Raw genomic sequence first — 20,119 nt, forward strand, 5'->3', positions numbered from 1 at the left:
ATCTCGGTGTTCTCGACGGTGAGGATCACATCCCCTTCACGCAGGCCCGATTTGGCGGATGGGCCTTCGGCCTTGATCACCTGGACACCACTCTTCAGCCGCAGGTCCCGTTTCTGGGCATCGCTGAGGTCGTCCACCGTCAGACCCAGGACATTGCGTGCCGGCGCAGGGGCCTCGGCGTCCTTGCCCGCCGGCTTGTCGGCCTCGAACTCGCCCACGGTGACCGTCATGTCCTTGTACGCCCCCCGGCGGAAGACCTGGAGACTGACCTTGGTGCCCGGCTTGATGGCGCTGACACCACGTTGCAGGTCCGATGCCTTGTCCAGAGGCTTGCCATCGAGCTTGACGATGATGTCGCCCGCTTCCAGACCCGCTTTCTCGGCCGGCGACGCCGGCTCCACCGCGCGCACCATGGCGCCCTGGGGCTTGCCCAGACCGATCGATTCGGCCACCTCGCGGGTGACCTCGGCGATCATGACCCCGATGCGTCCGCGCACCACCCGGCCGCTGGTGCGCAGCTGATCGGCCACGCGCATCGCCTCGTCGATGGGGATCGAGAACGAAATGCCCGCATAGCCTCCCGAGGGGCTGTAGATCTGCGAGTTGATGCCCACCACCTCGCCGCGCATGTTGATCAGCGGACCGCCGGAGTTGCCCGGGTTGATGGCCACATCGGTCTGAATGAAGGGCAACAGTTCACCGGTGTCGCGCTGCTTGGCACTGACGATGCCCGCGGTCACGGTGTTCTCGAAGTTGAAGGGCGAGCCGATGGCGATCACCCATTCACCCACCTTGAGCTTGCCCACGTCCCCGATCTTCACGGTCGGCAGATTGGTGGCCTCGATCTTCACCAGCGCCACGTCGGAACGCTTGTCCGCCCCCACCAGCTTGGCCTTGAACTCGCGCTTGTCCGGCAGGGTGACCGTCAGCTCATCCGCACCGGTCACCACATGGGCGTTGGTCATGATGAGGCCATCGGCGCTCAGGATGAACCCGGAACCCACGCCACGCCGGGTGGGCTCATCGTCATCGGACTCGTCGTTGTCGTCCCCGCGGGGAGCAACACGCGGCAGAGGAATGCCGAAGCGGCGGAACAGTTCCTCCATGCCCGGGTCGATCTGGGCACTGCGCGGATCCACATGCACCTTCTCTTCGGTGCGGATGTTCACGACGGCGGGGCCCACCTGCTCCACCAGGTCGGTGAAGTCGGGCAGCATCCGCGCCGCAGGCTCGGCGGCCAGGGTCGGCGCAGCCGTCAGCCAGGCCACCAGGCCCAGGACGACGGCCCCCATGGAACGGCGCCAGCGGGTGTGTCCGCCAGCCAATGCCAGAACTTGCATGCATTCTCCTCTCTGCATGATGGGCCACATGGCCCCGTTGGTCTTGTGTTGCTCTTGTGCGCCCCGGGGTCAGCCCCGCGTGGCTCAGCGCTTGTGTTCCAGCGCGCCGGCAAATCGACGCAAGGTGTCCGGGGGAACGTCCCCCATGATGGTCACCCAATAGTCGTCACGTCGCCCCATGAGCGTGTGTGTCGCACCGATGGTGACGCTGACCTCCCCCTGATGGCGGGAGGGCTGATAGGGTTCGATGAACAGGGAGACATGGGTGAGGCCATCGGAGTAGATGGCCTGCAGCACGGTGGGCGCACCTGGCGTGCCCATCGGATCCAGGCTGCGCTTGGCGCAATGCACCTCGCGGAAGCCGGGAGGCAGGCTGGTCATGTTCCACCCCTCACTCTCCAGCGTGGCGGGCTGGACGGTCGGGCGCAACACGCGGTAGCCATCGAGCTTGCGCATGGCCGCCGCCACCACTTCGGGCTGCGGCTTCACGCCGATGGACAACTCCGAGAACGCGGCCGATTCCAGTGGTTGACCGTTGAGCCCCAGCACCTCGGAGCGCAGCAGCAGACCTGTCTGCCGATCCGCCCACAGTCGCTGGCTGAAACGGATGTTGTCCTTGGCCTTGAGCAGGACGACATCGGCGTCGTAGCCGGCCACGCGGTCGCGGCCCAGGGGGCGGAGTTCATACCATTCCAGCACCCCCTTGCCGCCAGCCCCCGACAGGATGGCGGGGAACATGGCCCGCGGGTCGCGCTGCTCGATGACGGCCATGTGCACGCGAGGCCAGACCGTCTGGACCAGATCGTTGTGGCGCCACATGCTGCGGGGCTCGCCGTCCAGGGCTTCGACCCGCTCGTACTGTTGTGACCCTTCGCAGTAATGGGCCACCCGGGAACTGCTGACGGCACCACCGCCGGTGAACACCAGGGTGCCCTGGTAGTTGCGGGTCGAGGCTGCCGCCTGGCTGCGCATCAACCAGGCCTTGGCGGTCAGCACCGGCTCGCTGGCGGCCTCGGCCGGTGAAGTGGCACTGGCGCCGGCCGCCCGGACACCGCCCGAGACCAGCACCAGAGCGCCCATCGCGCCCGCCAGCAGCGGCCTGCGCCAGCCGCGCCCAACGTACCCCAGCATCTGATGGTTCCGCCTCAGGACTTCACTCGCCATCCGGACTCAGGGCCACCTGCCGAATCCCACCGGGTGCCGCCAGCGCGGGCCCCTGTGAAAACTGCCGGTGAGCCATCAGGTAGCGATCGAGCTGCGGATTGCGCTGCATCGGCATCACGGCGGCCACTTCGGTCATCGAAGCCGGCGTGGCCACCGCCTGTACCTGCGCCAATTCCACACCGGCCGGCACCACACCCGCCGCGGGTGAGCGCCAGACCATGGCCGCCCCCACGGCCATCACGCAGCCTGCGGCCACCGCTGCCGAAGCCGTCCAACCGCGATGGGACACCAGTGCGCGCCGCCAGCGAGCACCTGCCTGCAATGGCACCACATTGGATGCTGCATCGCCAGGCTTCAGGGGATTCACCAGGGGCATCGGGGCCAGGACGACCGGCTCCTCGGCCATCCGGGCCCGCAGGCAAGTCAGGAAATGGGCGTCGTGACCGCCTCCCGCGCTCGCCAGATCCTCCGAGCGCATGGCGTCGCCGATGAGGGTGTAGCCGTGCCAGTCGGCCCGGCAGCCATCGTCCTCGCGCCAGGCCTGCAGTGCCTGGCGCAATTCGCCTTCCGTGGCCTCGCCATCGGCCATGGCCGACAGACAGGCGCGCACCACGTCACGTTCGTTCAGGGGCTCCGACATCATCTCTGACACTCCAGCAGCCAACAGGCCTCACCAACGTTCACCATCGCGCGTGTCCAGCAGAGGCCGAAGTCGCTGGGCGATCGCCTCACGGGCACGAAAAATCCTCGACCGGACCGTTCCGATCGGGCAGTTCATCACGTCCGCAATTTCCTCGTAGCTCAAGCCTTCAATCTCTCGCAGCGTGATGGCCTGACGCAGATCTTCCGACAAGGCATCGATCGCGGCATTCACGGTCGCGGCGATTTCCTTGCTGGCCAACACCGCATCGGGCGTGGCCATGTCAGTTTGTTCCGTTTGCGAAGAGGAAGTTTCATCATCGTCGCCGGAGATGGCCAAGGCGGCTTCCGTGATGATGGGATCCCGCTTGAGATCGGCCAGCGCCTTCTTGGCCGTGTTCACCGCAATCCGGTAAAGCCAAGTGTAGAACGCGGATTCACCGCGGAACTGCGGCAGCGCACGGTAGGCCCGGATGAAGGTTTCCTGGGCGATGTCAAACACCAGATCGCTGTCGCGGACCATGCGGCCGATCAGCCGCTCGATGCGGCGCTGGTACTTGACCACCAGCATCTCGAAGGCGCGCACATCGCCTTGCTTGACCCGCTCGACCAGGATGGCATCGGCATCGGCCTGTGGTGTCGTCATGCGACCTCCGGACCGGCGGAGGGCTCACGCACCCGACCACGTGGGTTCACGGGCTGCACCAGCGCCACGCGCAGGGCGTGCCAGTCGGCGGCGGACACCGCATCAGCCCGATCCAGCATCAACCAGCGGCCGGTCCCCGAAGCGTCGGCATGCCAGCGGGCCAGCATCCAACAACCACCGTCCCACAGCAGCGACACCCGCCCACCCTGGCGTGCGCCCAGAGACCATTCGGCGCCATTCCAGACCAGCATCAGGGGCGTCCGGCGACGCCACAGCCACCCGGAGAATCCGGCTGCCGCCAGTGCCGCCAAGGTGACGTACTGCAGCTGCCCGGGGAAGACGGCCCAGGCCAGAGCCGCCAGAGACACGGCCGGCAGGGCAAGATGGGCCACTCGCCACAGCCCGCAGTCGGCCAGAACGCAGGCGGCAGGCGGTGCGGCGCGCATGCTGCCCGCCTCAGAACGCGGCGACGCGCTCAGACGCGCCGGAACACCAACGTGCCGTTGGTGCCACCAAAGCCGAAGTTGTTCTTGACCGCCACGTCGATCTTCATCTCCCGCGCCGTGTTGGCGCAGTAGTCCAGGTCACATTCCGGATCCTGGTTGAAGATGTTGATCGTCGGCGGCGAGATCTGGTGATGCAGCGCCAGCACCGAGAACACGGACTCGATGCCGCCAGCGCCGCCCAGCAGGTGGCCGGTCATGGACTTGGTCGAGTTCACCACCAGGCGCTTGGCATGGTCACCGAAGGCCAGCTTGATGGCATTGGTCTCGTTGAGGTCACCCAGCGGCGTGGACGTCCCGTGGGCGTTCAGGTACTGAACATCCTCGGGGTTGATCTGCGCGTTGCGCAGCGCCGCCTTCATGGACCGCTTGGGGCCGTCCACATTGGGGGCCGTCATGTGATAGGCGTCGGCGCTCATGCCAAAACCGATCACCTCGGCGTAGATCCTGGCGCCGCGCTTCTTGGCGTGCTCGTACTCCTCGAGCACCATCACGCCAGCGCCTTCACCCAGCACAAAACCATCGCGGTCCTTGTCCCAGGGGCGGGACGCCGTGGCCGGATCGTCGTTGCGGGTGGACAGGGCCCGGGCAGCCGCGAAGCCCCCCACGCCCAGCACATTCACGGTGGACTCGGCACCGCCGGCCACCATCACGTCCGCGTCACCACACTCGATCATGCGAGCCGACTGGCCGATGCAATGCAGACCCGTCGTGCAGGCCGTCACCACGGCCAGATTGGGGCCGGTGAAACCGAAGTGGATGGACACGTGCCCGGAGATCATGTTGATGATCGAGGCCGGGACGAAGAACGGGGAGATGCGGCGGGGGCCGCGCTCCACCACCGTCCGGGCGGTTGCCTCGATTTCGGGCAGACCGCCAATGCCTGAACCGATCATGCAGCCGATGCGCTCGGCCTGCTCCTCGGTCAGTTCCTCTCTCGAGGGCAGACCCGCATCCTTCACCGCCTGGATGGCCGCGGCCACCCCGTAGTGGATGAAGGTGTCCATGTGCTTGGCGTCCTTGCCGGGGATGTAGTCCTCGACATTGAAGCCTTTGACCTCGCCCGCGAATTGGCAGGCGATGCCGGAAGCATCGAACTTCGTGATCGGCGCGATGCCGGACTTCCCCGCGAGGAGATTGGTCCAGCCTTCGGACACCGTGTTGCCGACGGGGCTGATGTGCCCCATGCCGGTAATGACAACGCGTCGACGGGTCATGCGTGAGATCGGATCAGAAAACAACCCAGGGCCGGATCAGGCCTTGGCGTGGGCCTTGGCGTAGTCGATCGCCAGCTGCACCGTCGTGATCTTCTCGGCTTCCTCGTCGGGGATTTCGATGCCGAACTCGTCTTCGAGGGCCATCACCAGCTCGACGGTGTCCAGGGAATCGGCGCCCAGGTCGGCCACGAAGGCCTTTTCGTTGGTGACGTCGGCTTCGGGAACACCCAGCTGCTCGGCAATGATCTTCTTGACGCGTGCTTCGATATCGCTCATGACTCCTCCAGGAGGGATTGCGTAGTAAAACGGCCGGATTCTACGCTGGCAGACCCAGCTCTCCGGCCAAGGGACTCAGTTCATGAACATGCCGCCGTTGACGTGCAGCTCTGTTCCAGTGATGTAGCCCGCCTCGGCAGACGCGAGGAAGGCCACAGCATGGGCGATTTCCTCGGGTTTTCCAAGACGTTGCAGGGGGATCTGCTGCATCAGCGCCGCCTTCTGGGCTTCCGGCAGGACCTCGGTCATGTCGGTGGCGATGAAGCCGGGGGCCACGCAGTTGACGGTGATGTTGCGGCTGCCGAGCTCGCGGGCCAGGGCGCGGGTCATCCCGGCCACGCCCGCCTTGGCGGCCGCATAGTTGGCCTGCCCGGCATTGCCCGAGGCGCCGACCACCGAGGTGATGCTGATGATGCGGCCGAAGCGCTGCTTCATCATCGGGCGCATGACCGCCCGACTGATGCGGAACACGGCCTTGAGATTGGTGTCCAGCACCGCGTCCCAATCCTCGTCTTTCATGCGCATGGCCAGCTGATCGCGCGTGATGCCCGCGTTGTTGACCAGCACGTGCAGACCGCCGTGGGTCTTGACGATCTGATCGATGGCCGCATCGACACCCGCAGCGTCGTTGACGTTCAGGCACAGACCCTCGCAACCCGGAAAGGCCGACAGGGCCTCGCGGATGCTCTGGGCGCCGGCCTCGCTGGTGGCGGTACCGATGACCCGGTAACCGCGCTGGGCCAGCGTCAGGGCGATCGCGCGGCCGATGCCGCGGGTGGCTCCGGTGACCAGAGCGCTCTGGACGGTCGTCTCACTCATGCCAGCAGTTCCTTCGTCTTTTCCAGGGAGGCCGGGTCGGACACATGGCCCGTGACCAGCTCGGCGTCGATGCGCGCCACCATGCCCGACAGCGCCTTGCCGGGGCCGCATTCGACCACATGGGTGACGCCGCGCGTGCGCAGGGCCCGAACCACCTCCACCCAGCGCACCGGCCCGAAGGCCTGGCGGTACAGCGCGTCGCGGATGTAGTCCGCGGTCTTCTCGACCTGGACATCGATGTTGTTGATGACCGGGATGGCCGGCTCGACGAAAGCCGTGGTCGCCAGACGCGCCTTCAGCACCTCGGCGGCCGGCTTCATCAGGCTGCAATGGAACGGGGCGGACACCGCCAAGGGCAGCGCCCGCTTGGCGCCCATGCCCTTGAGGGTGACGCAAGCGGCATCCACGGCCGCCTTGGTGCCGGCGATCACCGTCTGCTTGGGATCGTTGAAGTTGACCGCCTCGACCACCTCACCGGTGGCCTGCGCCGCTTCGGCACATCCGGCGCGCACCACCTGCGACTCCAGCCCCAGGATGGCGGCCATCGCCCCAGTGCCCACCGGCACGGCGTCCTGCATGGCCTGGGCCCGTAGCTGGACCAGCGGCAGCGCATCGGCCAAGCTCAGCCCGCCTGCCGCCACCAGCGCGGTGTATTCCCCCAGGGAATGGCCCGCCATGGCCACGGGCGTCAAGCCGGTTTCGGCCACCCAGGCGCGGTAGCAGGCCAGGCCGGCCACCAGCATCACCACCTGGGTGTTGGTGGTCAGATCCAGTTGTTCCTTCGGGCCCTCGTGGATCAGGGACTTCAGGTCCCGATCCAGCACCTGGCTGGCCTCGTCCACGGTGCGGACCACCTCGGGATGATCACCCCAGGCATCCAGCATGCCCACCGACTGGGACCCTTGTCCGGGGAAAACGACTGCGAATTTGCTCATGGCCTGTGACAGCTTGGAAATGGGGGAGGCGGGCCGTCGACTCAGTAGTCGATCAGCGCCGCGCCCCAGGTGAAACCGCCCCCGACCCCTTCTAGCATGAGGGTGTCTCCCCGCTGGATCTTGCCGCTTCGCACAGCGACATCCAGCGCCAGGGGAATCGACGCTGCCGAGGTGTTGCCGTGCTCATCCACGGTCACCACCATGCGTTCCATCGGCAGCTTCAGCTTGCGGGCGGTGCCCTGCATGATCCGGATGTTGGCCTGGTGCGGCACCAACCAATCCACATCGGACGCTTCACGACCGGCGGCCTCCAGCACCTCGCGGGCCACATGGTCCAGCGCGTGCACGGCCAGCTTGAAGACCGCCTGACCATCCATGTGCAGCAAGGGTCGACCGATGACCTGTCCGCCAGACACATGTCCGGGCGTGCACAGCACTTCCACATGCCGCCCATCGGCGTGCAGACGCGTGGCCAGGATGCCCGGCTCGTCCGACGCTTCGAGCACCACCGCGCCCGCGCCGTCACCGAACAGCACGCAGGTGGTGCGGTCGCTGAAATCAAGGATCCGGGAGAACACCTCGGAGCCGATGACCAGAGCGCGGCGTGCAGCGCCGCTGCGGATCATCGAATCCGCCACGCTCAGGGCATAGATGAAACCGGCGCAAACTGCCTGCAGATCAAAGGCCGCTCCCTGCTGGATGCCCAGCTTGCGCTGGACGATGCAGGCCGTCGAAGGAAAGACCATGTCCGGCGTCGAGGTCGCAACGATGACCAGATCGATGTCGGTCGCCTGGACGCCTGCGGCTTCCATCGCATGGCGGGCTGCCTCGGCCGCGAGATCGCTGGACGCAACGTCCGGCGCAGCGAAATGGCGCGCGCGGATGCCCGTGCGCTCGACGATCCAGGCGTCGGAGGTCTCGATGCCCCGCCCGGCCAGTTCGGCCGCCAGTTCATCGTTGCTGACGCGGCGCTCAGGCAGCTTGCTGCCCGTGCCGGTGATGCGAGAGAAACGCGGCAAGGTCATGGCGAGGGAAAGGATCAGGCGGCCGGACGCACGAATTCGTCCGCCGGCTGGATGGGCATGGATTGAAGGGTGTCCACGATACGGCCCCGCACTTGGTCGAGCAAGCGGTTGCGGGCGGCGTCATGGGCGCGCACCAGAGCCCGCTCGAAGGCATAGGCGTCCGCACCACCATGGCTCTTGAAGACCAACCCGCGCAGCCCCAGCAAGGCAGCGCCGTTGTAGCCCCGGGGGTCGACCCGCGCGCGGAAGCGCTTGAGCACCGGCAGCGCCACCAAGGCCGCCAGCTTGGTCCACCAACTGCGGGTGAATTCCTCGCGGATGAACTGGGACAGCGCATGCGCCAGACCTTCGGTGGTCTTCAGCGCCACATTGCCGACGAAGCCATCGCAGACCACGACATCCGTCGTGCCCTCGAAGATGTCGTTGCCCTCGACATTGCCGTGGTAGTTGAGATGCCCCCCCGCCGCGGCGGAGCGCAGCAGATCACCGGCGCGCTTGATCACATCGCTGCCCTTGATCACCTCGGAGCCGATGTTGAGCAAGCCCACCGTCGGATCGGGACGGCCCTCGATGGCCGCGACCAGTGCCGAACCCATCACGGCGAACTGGAGCAGATGCTCAGGCGTGCAGTCGACATTGGCCCCCAGATCCAGCATCGTGGTGAAACCACCATGCTCGTTGGGCAGCACGGACGCGATGGCAGGCCGATCGATGCCATCGACTGTCTTGAGCAGATAGCGCGCCAGGGCCATCAGCGCCCCGGTGTTGCCAGCGGACACGCACACGTCCGCCAGGGCAGGCGCGGCTTCGTCGACCGATTTCAACTGGGAAATGGCCACTCGCATCGACGAGTCCTTCTTGCGGCGCAACGCCACATCGACAGGATCGTCCATGGCCACGACCTCGGTGGCCAGCACCTGCGTGCACCGCGGCCAGGCCGCGGCCGGCGCCAGGGCTTCCGCCGTGCCCACGAGCAGCAGCTCGGCCTCGGGGTGCGAGGCCAGGAAGGCCTGACAGGCCGGCAGGGTCACCGAGGGCCCATGATCACCCCCCATGCAGTCCACGGCAATGCGCACGCGGCTCAGAGGGGTCAGGCTGGGAACAGTCTCGGACAAGGGAAGCTCAGACCCGAAGGCCCGATTGACTTCGACAAGCCGTCACTGGGCGACCAACATGCAAAAGCACCTGCGCACAGGCACCCCGCAGCCGCCCGGTGACAATCAGGCTTCCGCCTTGGTCTTCAGGACCTTGCGGCCACGGTAGAAACCGTTGGGGCTGATGTGGTGGCGCAGATGCACTTCACCGGTGGTCGGCTCGACGGCCGTGCCCGGCTGGGTCAGGGCATTGTGCGAGCGGTGCATGCCACGCTTGGAAGGCGACTTCTTGTTTTGCTGAACGGCCATGGAACTCTCCTGGGACGCCGGGGTTCCGGCGAACAGGGCAAAGGACTTGAAAGACTTGCCCGAGTGACTGACCCGCATCTGGCGGGATCCGAGGTCACGCTGCCAACCAGGCTGCACGCCGGCCACAGACCACCTCGCCCCACACTGCCTGCGCCAGAAACGGCAGCAGGAACGCGGAAAGCCAGAAAGTATAGCAGATTCTTCAGCGAACCCGAAAGACTCAGGACCGAGACTTGAGCTGGGCCAGCACCGCGAAGGGGTTGGGGCGAGCCTCCCCTTCTTCATCTTCCACCGGCGTGGCAGGCATTGGCAGGGGCGCCGGACAGGTCTCGTGGCGGGGCACGATGGGCAGCGCCAGCAGCAGCTCATCCTCCACCAGCTCGGCCAGATCGAGCCAGCGCGGCAGGGCCAGCACATCGTCTTCGCTCTCGGCATCCAGGGCCTCGGCCTGGGCCTCTCCCGTCACAAAGCGGATCCAGCGATCGACCGACACCGGCGTGCTCACCGGCGCCAGACAGCGCTGACAGGCCATGGCGACCTCGGCTTGCGCCTGCAGATGCAGCCAGATCTCGCCTTCCCCGCCCAGCACGGGCCGCAGCTCGGCCTGGGCCGACCAGTGCACGCGCGGAGCCGGCCCCTCGGACACATCCACCTCCGCCAGGCGCGGCAAATCCCGCAGGGGCCATTCGCCCTCCAGGTGTTCCGCGTCGCGCGCACTGCGCGCCATGTCGAGTTTTCGGGGATCTGCTGCCATGCTCATGGGGCGTCAGTGTAGCGGCGGCGCCTCTGGCGCGATGGGACAATGCCCCCATGGCTGCATTGAACCCGCCCCGACTGATCCTGGGATCCACCTCACGCTACCGACGCGAATTGCTGGAGCGTCTGCGACTGCCCTTCGACTGCGTCTCACCCCAGGTGGACGAGACCCCCCTGCCCGGCGAGGCCCCGGCTGCGCTGGCCCTGCGCCTGGCCCTGGCCAAGGCACGCGCAGTCAGCCAACTGCACCCGCAGGCGGTGGTGATCGGCTCCGATCAGGTGGCCGATGTCAACGGGGAACCCGTGGGCAAGCCCGGCACACACGAGCGTGCCGTGGCGCAGCTGCGCCGCATGAGCGGCCAGACCATCGTCTTCCAGACCGCGGTGGCCGTGGTGCGGGGCGACACCGGCTTCGAAGCCGCCGAGCTGGCGTCCGTCCAGGTGCGTTTCCGCCCCTTGGGCGATGCCGAGATCGAGCATTACCTTCGCCTGGAGCAGCCCTACGATTGCGCAGGCAGCGCGAAGTGCGAGACCCTGGGCATCGCCCTGCTGTCCGCCATCGAGTCCGACGACCCCACCGCGCTGATCGGACTGCCACTGATTCGCACATGCGCCCTGCTGCGCTCGGCCGGACTGGACCCACTGCAGGGGGCGGCATGACCCAGAACCAGCACTCCGGCCGCCTGGTGCTGGTTCCCAACGCGCTGGACCTCGGCACAGACCCTGTGCCGCTGCGAGACGTGCTGTCCGACGCCGCGCTGCGGCGCGCCGCCACTCTGCCCGCTTGGGTGGTGGAGAACGCGAAGACGGCACGCGCGTTTCTGAAGCGCGTGGGCGAGATTCACCCGCTGACACAGCCGCTGCAGACGCTCGCGATGGTGGAATTGCCACGCCCGCGCAAGGGCGATCCAGCTGCCAGCATTCCGGGCACGGCCTGGCGCGAACTGCTGGCGCCCGCGCTGGCCGGGCGGGACCTGGGCCTGCTCTCCGATGCGGGCCTTCCCGCCGTGGCCGATCCCGGCGCCAGCCTGGTGCAGGCAGCCCATGAGGCTGGCCTGGTGGTCGAGCCCCTGGCCGGCGCGAGTTCGCTGACCTTGGCGCTGGCCGCCAGCGGCCTGAATGGGCAGCGCTTCGCCTTCGAAGGCTATCTCCCCCAGAACGCCGCCGAGCGGGCGCAACGCGTGCGGGAACTGGAGCAGCGCTCGCGCAAGGAAGGCCAGACCCAGCTGGCCATCGAGACCCCTTACCGGAACCAGGCGCTGCTCGAATCGCTCGTCCAGCTGCTGCAGCCCGGCACGCGCCTGAGCGTGGCCTGCGGGCTCACGTCACCCGGGGGCTTCTGTCAGACGCGCAGCGTGGCGCAGTGGCGCAGTGCACCGCTGCCGTCCATGCCAGACAAGCTGCCTGCCGTGTTCCTCTGGCTGGCCTTCTGAGCCCGTCGACCGCGCATCGCGCGGCCCAGTTCTCAAAGACTCAGCCTTTGGAACCGCCGCCCAGCAGGGCTGCGACCTTGCGCTTGGGACGGATGCTGGGCGAGACCCGCCCCGCGGAAGCGGTCGGCTGGGAAGGAGCATTGCGCTCCCAGGCCGCCGGCTCGACACGCTCACCGGCGTCATAAGGCTGGTCGAAGAAGGGATCGCGCGATGCACGCCCCTCGCTGCGCCGCGGCGCAGCCGACGACGGCACGAAGGACGAGCGCTCCTCCCGCTCTTCCCGCGGACGGGAAGGCGAGCGACGCGGACGGTCATCATCGAGCTCGACAGCCTCGAGTTCGATCTTCTTCTTGATCAGTTTCTCGATGTCGGACACCAGGCGGGCATCCTCGCGCGTCACCAGGGTCATCGCGATGCCCGACGCGCCCGCGCGCCCGGTGCGGCCGATGCGGTGGACATAGTCTTCCGCATTGAAGGGGACGTCGAAGTTGAACACCGCGGGCAGATCGGCAATGTCCAGCCCCCGCGCGGCCACGTCGGTAGCGACCAACAGGTCCACCTCGCCGGCCTTGAAGGCCGCCAGGGACTTCAGGCGCTCGTCCTGGGACTTGTCGCCGTGCAGGGCCGCGGTGCGCAGGCCGTCCCGCTCAAAAGAGCGGGCCAGCCGCGCGGCGCCCAGCTTGGAATTGACGAACACGATGGACTGCTTGATGTCACGGTCCCGCAGCAGCTTCAGGATGGTGCGACGCTTGTCGTCGTCGGACACACTGAAGAAGCGCTGCTCCACCGTGGAAGCGGTCGCATTGGGGCGCGCCACCTCGACCAGTTCCGGATCCTTCAGGTAGCTGGAAGCCAGGCGCTTGATCTCCGGCGAGAAGGTGGCCGAGAACAGCAGGGTCTGGCGATTGCCCTTGGGCAGGTAGCTGAGGATGCGCTGCAAGTCGGGCAGGAAACCGATGTCCAGCATCCGGTCTGCCTCGTCCAGCACCACGTACTCGACCTGGTTGAGCACGCAGTTCTTGGCCTCGATGTGGTCCAGCAGGCGCCCGGGCGTGGCGATCAGCACCTCGACCCCAGCCTTGAGTTCGGCCGTCTGTGGCTTCATGTCCACACCACCGAAGACCACGGCCACCCGCAGGTTCGAGTGTTTGGCGTAAGCCTTCACATTCTGAGCGACCTGATCGGCCAATTCGCGGGTGGGCGCCAGCACCACGGCACGCACCGGATGGCGGGCAGGTGACGCACTGGCATTCTCGTGCCGCAGCATCTTCTGCAGCAGAGGGATGGAGAACGCCGCCGTCTTGCCCGTCCCGGTCTGGGCAGCCCCCATCACGTCCCGGCCACTGAGCACCACCGGAATGGCCTTGGCCTGGATGGGCGTCATCGTGGCGTAGCCCTGGTCGGCCACCGCACGGAGCAGCTTGGGGTCGAGCGGGAGGGTGTCGAAACGAAGGGGAGCAGACGTCTCTGCCGCGGCCTCGCCGACTTCAGGTTGAGTGGCATTCATCACCGGGCATTATCGCCCGAGCGCGGAATCCATACCCACGCCCACCCGGCAGCAGCCCCAACAGCCCCATGAGCACCACTGGCTAGAATGCTCGGATCACAGCGCAAGCTGCCACTGTTTTAGTCCACGATGCTTCAATCCATCCGCTGCCGTGCCCCCCTGACACACCTGCGGCCAGTACTGCCCCACCTTCTGGGTCTGGTGTTCCTGGTCTCCTGGCAAGGCGCGCAGGCCGTCGATGCGGGAGCGGCCGTTGCCGCCGACAACGTGCTGAACAACCCCAGCAACGCCGCTGACAACAACGCGTCCACCGGCAGCATTCCTCTGCGTGCCCAGGGCAACAGCGGAGCACCCACCACGGGACAGACGCAGAGGCAGACACAACAGCGCCGGACTGCGATCAATCCGATCCCCCCCTACATCCCCAGCGAGTTCGAGCGCTATGTGCAGGATCTGTCCACCCGGATCGATGCACAACGCCCACAGACGTCCTCTGAGCCCGCCGCGGAAACCGACACCAACGGCACAGGGCTGCCCTCAAGCCGCCTGCTGCCCAAGGTTCGGCGCTTCGGTGCCACGCTGATGACCGATCCGGTGAATGAATCGGAAGCGGACAGCGACCCCCTTCCCCAGGCGCCTGGCGACTACATCGTCAAACCCGGGGACGAGGTCGTGCTGACCGTCTGGGGGTCTGCCGACGCAAATCTCCGCTTGACCGTTGACCGTACGGGCCGAATCTCCATTCCCCGCGCTGGTGCCGTGCAAGTGGCCGGGGTGCGACAGAGTGATCTCGACAGCGTGATCGCCAAGCAGGTTGGACAAACCTTCCGCAACTTCCATGTTTCCGCGTCGGTAGGCCAGCTGCGCACGGTCCGCGTGTTTGTGACCGGCTTCGTGCTGCGCCCTGGCAGCCTGAATGTGAGTGCCCTGTCATCGGTGCTGCATGTGCTGATGAAATCTGGCGGCCCTTCGGCTGCTGGCAGCTTCCGAGACATCACGCTACGCCGCGGCGGCAAGGTGGTCGGCAGGTTCGACCTGTACGATTTGCTGCTGCACGGTGACCGTGCCAGCGATCAAACCATCCAGCCTGACGATGTGATCCAAGTGGGTCCCGTCGGCCCACAGGTCGGCCTGATCGGCAGCGTCAATCAGCCCGCCATCTATGAGCTCAAGCCCGGTGAGACACTGAGCAATCTCCTGGCCATGGGCGGCGGCTTCAATTCAGTGGCCAACCGCAGCCGGCTGTCCATCGAACACCTGAACGATCAGACCGGCAGCCGTATCGACCAGATCAATCTGGGCACCCCCGCAGGCCCCAGCACGGTGCTGGCCGCTGGCGACGTGGTGCAGGTCTTCAGCGCCCTGGCCTATGCCCTGCCCAAGGACCGTCAGGCCAAGCGGGTGCATGTGGACGGCGAGGTGCAGCACCCCGGCGACTACCTGCTGCCGCCGGGCAGTTCTCTGGCCGATGCGCTGAACGCAGCCGGTGGCCTGACCCCCAAGGCTTATCTCTTTGCCACAGAGTTCACCCGCGAGAGCGTCCGCCAAGCACAACAGCAGAACTTTGACCGCGCCCTGCGCGACCTGGAGACCGATCTTGCGAAGAACGCCTCCAGCCGCCGCGTGTCATCCACGGAGGAAGCCTCCGCGCTCAGCGCCTCGGAAAGCGCCAACAACCGGCTGATTGAGCGACTGAAGCAGATCCGCCCCACCGGACGCGTGGTTCTGCCCTTGGACCCGGATGCCGCCACGCTGCCCGACATGGCCCTGGAAGACGGCGACCGCATCACCATCCCGACGCGGGGCAGTTCGATCGGTGTGTTCGGCAGCGTCTACAACGCAGGCAGCTACGTCTACAACGACAAGCACACGCTCGACTACTACCTGACCCAGGCCGGCGGCCCCGCCAAGGGTGCCGACCCCGACAGCATGTTCGTGGTCCGCGCCAACGGCACCGTTGTCAGCGCTCGCCAGCTCTCCGGGAACTGGAGCAGCGGAGCATCCAACTTCCGCAGCACCCCGGCACTGCCCGGCGACACACTTTTCGTTCCTGAAGAAATGAACAAGACGACCGGCGTGCAGGACGCCAAGGATTGGACACAGATCCTGTACCAACTGGGGTTGGGGTTGGCTGGGATTGCTGCGCTGCACCTTTGAAATGACCCCTATCATGGCTCGCGCCACAAACCAGCCGACTGAGTTCTCGCCGGAACTGGATGAGGCCGACGACACCGTTGACACCGAGTCTGGCGGCCCCGCCGGACTCGACTGTGGCGCATGCGAACCACCGCTCAAGGTGACGCATTCCGCCCTGGCCTTGGTGACCAAGCGCATCTTCGACTTGGGCTTCGTCGTGATTTTTCTTGGGCTTTTCTGGTGGGTTTTCCTGCTGGTGGCCATCGCCATCAAATTGAGCAGTCCAGGCCCGATCACCTACGGTCACATCCGCGTAGGGCGATCCGGCAGGAAGTTTCCCTGCTACAAGTTCCGCTCCATGGTGGTCAACTCCAAGGAGGTGCTGGAGCATCTTCTGGCCAGCGACCCCGCCGCGCGCGAGGAATGGGAGCAGAACTTCAAGCTCAAGAACGACCCCCGCATCACCAAGATCGGCTCCTTCCTGCGCAAGACCAGCCTGGACGAGTTGCCACAGATCTGGAACATCGTGCGCGGTGAGATGAGCGTGGTGGGACCTCGTCCCGTGACGCGTCGCGAGCTGCAGCTTTACTACGCAGGCAGCCTGCGCCACTACATCAGCCTGCGGCCTGGTCTGACCGGCCCCTGGCAGGTGGGAGGACGCAGCGACACCACCTATGAGGAACGTGTGGCCATGGACCGTGAATATGCCGAGCACTGGACGGTGTGGGGCGACTTCAAGACCGTGATGACCACCGTGGCGGTCATTTTCACCAAGCGCGGTGCTTACTGATACAGAAGCACCGCCCGTATCTCTGTCCCGCATCCCGGCCCGTTTCGCATGCAGCAAAATTCCAACTCCACCCCTCCCGCACAGGACGATGACTTGATCACCCTCGGCGAACTGTGGGAGGCCCTCCGCCAGCGCTGGAAGACCATCGCACTGACGGGATTGGGCTGCGGCGCGCTGGGGGCCGCCGTTGCCTTCATGCTGCCGCCAATCTACACCGCACAGGCCGTCATCCTGCCGCCTCAACAGCAGGGCAGCGCCGCGGCTTCCGCGCTGGGATCATTGGGCGCACTGGCCGGTTTGGCCGGCGGTACGGTCAAGAGCCCGGCCGACCAATACATCGCCTTCATGCTGAGCACGACGGTCGAAGATCGCGTCATCGATCAGTTCAAGCTGAACGATCTCTACGATGAAAAGTACCGTTCCGCTACCCGCAAACACCTGGAAAAGAACGTCAACATCACAGCCGGCAAGAAGGACGGCCTCATCACCATCGAAGTGGACGACAAGGACCCCAAGCGCGCCGCCGAGATGGCCAACGCTTTTGTGGAGGGACTGCGCTTCATGACCAATCGACTGGCCGTGACCGAGGCGCAGCAGCGTCGTGCATTCTTCGAGAACAAGTTGCAGGAAACGAAGGAGCACCTCACCAATGCCCAGATCGCACTGCAAGGCACAGGTTACAACCCCGACGCCCTGAAGGCAGAGCCAACCGCAACAGCGGAGAGCTATGCACGCCTTCGCGCCGAAGTCACCGCCGCCGAAGCCAAGCTACAGAGCCTGCGCCACAGTCTGGCGCCGGGCGCGCCGGAGATGGCCCAGCAGCAAGCGGTGCTCGACACCTTGCGCGCGGAAATGTCTCGCATGGAGAAGGCCGACACCAACCCGAGCGGCAAGGGCGCCGACTACATCTCCAAGTTGCGTGAGTTCAAGTACCAGGAAACGCTGTTCGAACTGTTCTCGCGGCAATACGAAGCTGCGCGTGTGGATGAAAGCCGAGAGGGGGCGTTGGTGCAGGTGGTGGACCCTGCCACCCCTCCAGATCGCAAGAGCAAACCCAAGCGGACACTGATCATGCTGGGCTCCGTCTTTGCAGGACTGTTTTTGGCTGCACTTTGGGTGCTGAGCCGCGCCATTCGACGGGCCTGACCCAATGAACTTCGCCACTGGATAAGGTGAACCATGTCCACCCGCAAGCGACTGCTGGGTAATATGTTGTCGCTGGGGGCCGTGCAAGTCTTCAGTTACCTGTTGCCGTTCCTGTCTCTGCCTTACCTTGCCCGAGTGCTCGGTCCGACAGATCTGGGCAGGATGGCGTTTGCCATTTCCGTGGCCCAGGTTTTCGTGATCTTGACCGATTACGGATTCAACCTCAGCGGCCCCAAGGCGATCGCCTTGGTGCGCGACAAGAAGGACCAGATCACGGACATCTGGTGCGCCGTGACTTTTCTACGCGCGGTCTTTGCCGCCCTCGGGCTTGCTCTCATTTGCACCCTGCTTCCATGGCTGGGTCGCATGCACGCCAGCTGGGATTTGATACTGATTGCATACCTTCTGGTCATCGGCAAACATATTGTTCCCCCAGTGGCTTTTTCAAGGTTTGGAACAGTTGCGCTTCGTCAGCCTTGCACAGATTGGAGCCAGGCTGATTGTTTTCGCAGCAACATTTGCTCTGGTGCGCCACAAAGAAGATCTTCGTCTTGCGACCGCCCTACAGACGCTCGGGCCACTGCTCGGCGGCCTGCTAGCTTTACCGCAAACCTTCAAGGCGCTTTCGCTCTCAAGAATGCGCTGGCCACAGTACTCAGCGCTGCGTCACCAACTGCATGAAGGCTGGCATGTCTTTTTGTCCAGTGCGGCAATAAATATCTACACCAGCTGCAATGCTTTTTTTCTTGGCTTGCTAGCCCCGGCATCGGCCGTCGGCCATTATCACGTCGCCGAGAAGCTGATTCGCGCTGTTCAGATGATGCTCTCCCCCATCAGCAATGCAGTGTATCCACATGTCTCACGTCTTGCTGCCGAAAACCCTCAAGCCCTGATTCAATTCAACAGAAAATTACTCGCGGCGATGACAGCTTGCGGTGCAATTTTCACCGTGTTCGTGCTTCTACTGGCTCCGTGGGGGATATCGCTCCTCTTCGGATCAGGCTACGAAGATGCCACACCCGTATTGCGTGTTATGGCATGCCTGCCTCTGTTAGTTGCGATGTCCAATGTTCTCGGCATCCAGACCATGCTCCCATTGGGCATGAAACAAGCCTTCAGTCGTGTACTGCTCGTCTCGGCAGTTCTTGACATACTTCTATTTCTCCCAGCAGCCAGCCTATCAGGCGCCCTGGGAGCAGCGTGGACAAACGTGCTTGTCGAACTGTTTGTCACGGTGGCCATGGCCTGGGGGCTGCACCAAAAGGGTTTCAGCCTTTTTGGCCGCGCCACACAAAAATGAAAGAGACCCTCGCCTCTGTTATTGAAATGGGAACATAGGCAATCTCATGCAGAGCCGAGTTAGAAGATCGACAGCTATTTGATCCTTCGAGATACATGAAAATCCTACAAATTGCCACAGGTTTTCCGCTGGGGTTTCCCGGTGGCATCACAAACTATGTTCGCTCTCTGGCAAAATCCCTGAAAGGATTTGGCGAAAGCATAACCATACTTGCCGCCCCCGGAAGCAAGACAGAGCAAAACCAAGAGTTTGCTGAAATCAAAGAATTCTCAGGCGTCTCTTCTGTTTTCAGCCTCTCGACCGAGCGGGACGACAAGATCAAGTCAGCACAAATACTAGATCTCATCGACGAGCACGATGTCATTCATTTTCATATGGGCTACGGGATACCGCGCTCCTTCTATGAGAAGAAGATAGCGAAGCCTTACGTCGTGAGCCTGCACGACTATGGGTACATTTGCCCTCGCGTATTCATGATGGACAAGGATGGTCAACTCTGCAGCAGCAGAGATCTCTCCAAATGCCGGAGTTGCGTGGGGCGACTGGAAAGCATAAATATTCTTCGAGCCGGCGCCAATCGAATTGGACTGAAGCTGCCGACCATACCATCCGATGCCACGGCACGGCGAGCTCAGCGCATGGACAAGTTCCTGAGGAACTCAGCACGCTGCCTGGCCGTATCCAGCGAAGTTAGAAGAATATTCAAGAGCGCCATCCCCGACATAAATTGCGACGTTCTTCATATTGGCAATGACTCCGCAGGCCCCATCCCAATCAGAACCTCCTGGATGCCAGACGGACGCGTTCGCTGCATTTATCTGGGAACACTCAATCACGACAAGGGCGCCGAAGTATTCATCTCCCTGGTAGAGGCCGTGAGTCACAGCAGAGAGAATTTTGAGTTTCACTTCTGGGGTCGAGGTGAAGAACATTACATAAGCCGCCTTCGCGCCATGGGAGCCATTTGCCACGGCGCATACAAACCGCATCAACTCAGCGAAATACTCAAATCCGCAGATGTCGGCCTGGTGTTACCAGTTTGGAATGATAATGGCCCCCAAGTTTTGAGGAATTCATCAACAAT

The 20,119-nt window shown here is 64.6% G+C and carries 21 protein-coding genes and 1 pseudogene; 8 read left to right on the forward strand and 14 right to left on the reverse strand.

Annotated features, from left to right (window positions below; genetic code table 11):
* From I73_RS30505 to I73_RS24870, 13 genes are all read right to left on the reverse strand, one after another.
* Positions 1-1,340, reverse strand: a 1,340-nt coding sequence (locus tag I73_RS30505) for a Do family serine endopeptidase (RefSeq protein WP_234409610.1), incomplete at its 3' end; no start/stop codon positions are given.
* Between the two features lie 84 nt (positions 1,341-1,424).
* Positions 1,425-2,471, reverse strand: a complete 1,047-nt coding sequence (locus tag I73_RS24815) for a MucB/RseB C-terminal domain-containing protein (RefSeq protein ID WP_022983094.1) — start codon at positions 2,469-2,471, stop codon at positions 1,425-1,427.
* Positions 2,472-2,493: 22 nt separating this feature from the next.
* Complete coding sequence (locus I73_RS24820; RefSeq protein ID WP_159105931.1) at positions 2,494-3,144, reverse strand: sigma-E factor negative regulatory protein; 651 nt, start codon at positions 3,142-3,144, stop codon at positions 2,494-2,496.
* 30 nt (positions 3,145-3,174) lie between these two features.
* The gene (gene rpoE, locus I73_RS24825; RefSeq protein WP_022983096.1) at positions 3,175-3,789 is read right to left on the reverse strand and encodes an RNA polymerase sigma factor RpoE; all 615 of its coding nucleotides are present in this window, start codon (positions 3,787-3,789) and stop codon (positions 3,175-3,177) included.
* Entirely contained in the window at positions 3,786-4,235 is a 450-nt protein-coding gene (locus tag I73_RS31195; RefSeq protein WP_022983097.1) for a hypothetical protein, read from the reverse strand. The genes rpoE and I73_RS31195 overlap by 4 nt, the downstream gene beginning before the upstream one ends.
* A gap of 29 nt (positions 4,236-4,264) precedes the next feature.
* Complete coding sequence (fabF, locus tag I73_RS24835) at positions 4,265-5,509, reverse strand: beta-ketoacyl-ACP synthase II (protein WP_022983098.1); 1,245 nt, start codon at positions 5,507-5,509, stop codon at positions 4,265-4,267.
* 36 nt (positions 5,510-5,545) lie between these two features.
* Positions 5,546-5,785, reverse strand: coding sequence for an acyl carrier protein (acpP, locus tag I73_RS24840; RefSeq protein WP_022983099.1), 240 nt, complete (start codon positions 5,783-5,785; stop codon positions 5,546-5,548).
* 75 nt (positions 5,786-5,860) lie between these two features.
* Positions 5,861-6,604 carry a 3-oxoacyl-ACP reductase FabG gene (fabG, locus tag I73_RS24845; RefSeq protein WP_022983100.1) on the reverse strand — a complete coding sequence of 248 codons (744 nt, stop codon included), beginning with the start codon at positions 6,602-6,604 and terminating at the stop codon, positions 5,861-5,863.
* On the reverse strand, positions 6,601-7,539 hold the full coding sequence (gene fabD, locus I73_RS24850; protein ID WP_022983101.1) for an ACP S-malonyltransferase: 939 nt from the start codon (positions 7,537-7,539) through the stop codon (positions 6,601-6,603). Before fabD ends, fabG begins: the two co-directional genes overlap by 4 nt.
* A gap of 41 nt (positions 7,540-7,580) precedes the next feature.
* Positions 7,581-8,558, reverse strand: coding sequence for a beta-ketoacyl-ACP synthase III (locus tag I73_RS24855; RefSeq protein ID WP_026097185.1), 978 nt, complete (start codon positions 8,556-8,558; stop codon positions 7,581-7,583).
* Positions 8,559-8,578: 20 nt separating this feature from the next.
* Positions 8,579-9,640: a phosphate acyltransferase PlsX gene (gene plsX, locus I73_RS24860; RefSeq protein ID WP_083877077.1), complete on the reverse strand. Its 1,062-nt coding sequence runs from the start codon at positions 9,638-9,640 to the stop codon at positions 8,579-8,581.
* A gap of 144 nt (positions 9,641-9,784) precedes the next feature.
* Complete coding sequence (gene rpmF, locus I73_RS24865) at positions 9,785-9,967, reverse strand: 50S ribosomal protein L32 (RefSeq protein ID WP_022983104.1); 183 nt, start codon at positions 9,965-9,967, stop codon at positions 9,785-9,787.
* Positions 9,968-10,187: 220 nt separating this feature from the next.
* On the reverse strand, positions 10,188-10,727 hold the full coding sequence (locus I73_RS24870) for a DUF177 domain-containing protein (RefSeq protein WP_022983105.1): 540 nt from the start codon (positions 10,725-10,727) through the stop codon (positions 10,188-10,190).
* A 50-nt stretch (positions 10,728-10,777) separates the two neighbouring features.
* On the opposite strand from I73_RS24870, the gene I73_RS24875 reads away from it, so the two are divergent.
* Entirely contained in the window at positions 10,778-11,383 is a 606-nt protein-coding gene (locus I73_RS24875; RefSeq protein ID WP_040501540.1) for a Maf family nucleotide pyrophosphatase, read from the forward strand.
* Complete coding sequence (locus I73_RS24880) at positions 11,380-12,156, forward strand: SAM-dependent methyltransferase (protein ID WP_022983107.1); 777 nt, start codon at positions 11,380-11,382, stop codon at positions 12,154-12,156. Before I73_RS24875 ends, I73_RS24880 begins: the two co-directional genes overlap by 4 nt.
* A gap of 40 nt (positions 12,157-12,196) precedes the next feature.
* Here I73_RS24880 and I73_RS30515 read toward each other — a convergent pair whose 3' ends face one another.
* The gene (locus I73_RS30515) at positions 12,197-13,663 is read right to left on the reverse strand and encodes a DEAD/DEAH box helicase (protein ID WP_022983108.1); all 1,467 of its coding nucleotides are present in this window, start codon (positions 13,661-13,663) and stop codon (positions 12,197-12,199) included.
* A 201-nt stretch (positions 13,664-13,864) separates the two neighbouring features.
* Here I73_RS30515 and I73_RS30520 point away from each other — a divergent pair, with 201 nt between their 5' ends.
* The 6 genes and pseudogenes from I73_RS30520 to I73_RS32925 all read left to right on the forward strand — a co-directional run.
* A complete protein-coding gene (locus I73_RS30520; protein WP_022983109.1) occupies positions 13,865-15,820 on the forward strand; it encodes an SLBB domain-containing protein in 1,956 nt (651 codons plus the stop codon).
* Between the two features lies 1 nt (position 15,821).
* The gene (locus I73_RS30525; RefSeq protein WP_083877083.1) at positions 15,822-16,589 is read left to right on the forward strand and encodes a sugar transferase; all 768 of its coding nucleotides are present in this window, start codon (positions 15,822-15,824) and stop codon (positions 16,587-16,589) included.
* 93 nt (positions 16,590-16,682) lie between these two features.
* A complete protein-coding gene (locus I73_RS24900) occupies positions 16,683-17,735 on the forward strand; it encodes a Wzz/FepE/Etk N-terminal domain-containing protein (protein WP_022983111.1) in 1,053 nt (350 codons plus the stop codon).
* A gap of 63 nt (positions 17,736-17,798) precedes the next feature.
* A pseudogene (locus I73_RS34950) lies at positions 17,799-18,086 on the forward strand (oligosaccharide flippase family protein); the annotation flags it as partial.
* A gap of 43 nt (positions 18,087-18,129) precedes the next feature.
* Complete coding sequence (locus I73_RS32020) at positions 18,130-19,035, forward strand: oligosaccharide flippase family protein (protein ID WP_083877091.1); 906 nt, start codon at positions 18,130-18,132, stop codon at positions 19,033-19,035.
* 95 nt (positions 19,036-19,130) lie between these two features.
* The coding region (locus I73_RS32925) for a glycosyltransferase (RefSeq protein WP_148289918.1) at positions 19,131-20,119 on the forward strand (989 nt) is incomplete at its 3' end.

Source organism: Ideonella sp. B508-1, from assembly GCF_000333615.1.
Lineage (GTDB): Bacteria > Pseudomonadota > Gammaproteobacteria > Burkholderiales > Burkholderiaceae_C > Ideonella.

Bases quoted from the DNA above. Each gene is read 5' to 3' on its own strand.
- rpoE (WP_022983096.1), bottom strand. From the start codon at position 3,789: ATGACGACACCACAGGCCGATGCCGATGCCATCCTGGTCGAGCGGGTC.
- acpP (WP_022983099.1), bottom strand. From the start codon at position 5,785: ATGAGCGATATCGAAGCACGCGTCAAGAAGATCATTGCCGAGCAGCTG.
- I73_RS24870 (WP_022983105.1), bottom strand. From the start codon at position 10,727: ATGAGCATGGCAGCAGATCCCCGAAAACTCGACATGGCGCGCAGTGCG.
- I73_RS24875 (WP_040501540.1), top strand. From the start codon at position 10,778: ATGGCTGCATTGAACCCGCCCCGACTGATCCTGGGATCCACCTCACGC.
- I73_RS24880 (WP_022983107.1), top strand. From the start codon at position 11,380: ATGACCCAGAACCAGCACTCCGGCCGCCTGGTGCTGGTTCCCAACGCG.
- I73_RS31195 (WP_022983097.1), bottom strand. From the start codon at position 4,235: ATGCGCGCCGCACCGCCTGCCGCCTGCGTTCTGGCCGACTGCGGGCTG.
- fabD (WP_022983101.1), bottom strand. From the start codon at position 7,539: ATGAGCAAATTCGCAGTCGTTTTCCCCGGACAAGGGTCCCAGTCGGTG.
- rpmF (WP_022983104.1), bottom strand. From the start codon at position 9,967: ATGGCCGTTCAGCAAAACAAGAAGTCGCCTTCCAAGCGTGGCATGCAC.
- I73_RS24820 (WP_159105931.1), bottom strand. From the start codon at position 3,144: ATGTCGGAGCCCCTGAACGAACGTGACGTGGTGCGCGCCTGTCTGTCG.
- fabG (WP_022983100.1), bottom strand. From the start codon at position 6,604: ATGAGTGAGACGACCGTCCAGAGCGCTCTGGTCACCGGAGCCACCCGC.
- I73_RS24815 (WP_022983094.1), bottom strand. From the start codon at position 2,471: ATGCTGGGGTACGTTGGGCGCGGCTGGCGCAGGCCGCTGCTGGCGGGC.
- I73_RS30515 (WP_022983108.1), bottom strand. From the start codon at position 13,663: ATGAATGCCACTCAACCTGAAGTCGGCGAGGCCGCGGCAGAGACGTCT.
- fabF (WP_022983098.1), bottom strand. From the start codon at position 5,509: ATGACCCGTCGACGCGTTGTCATTACCGGCATGGGGCACATCAGCCCC.
- I73_RS30525 (WP_083877083.1), top strand. From the start codon at position 15,822: ATGACCCCTATCATGGCTCGCGCCACAAACCAGCCGACTGAGTTCTCG.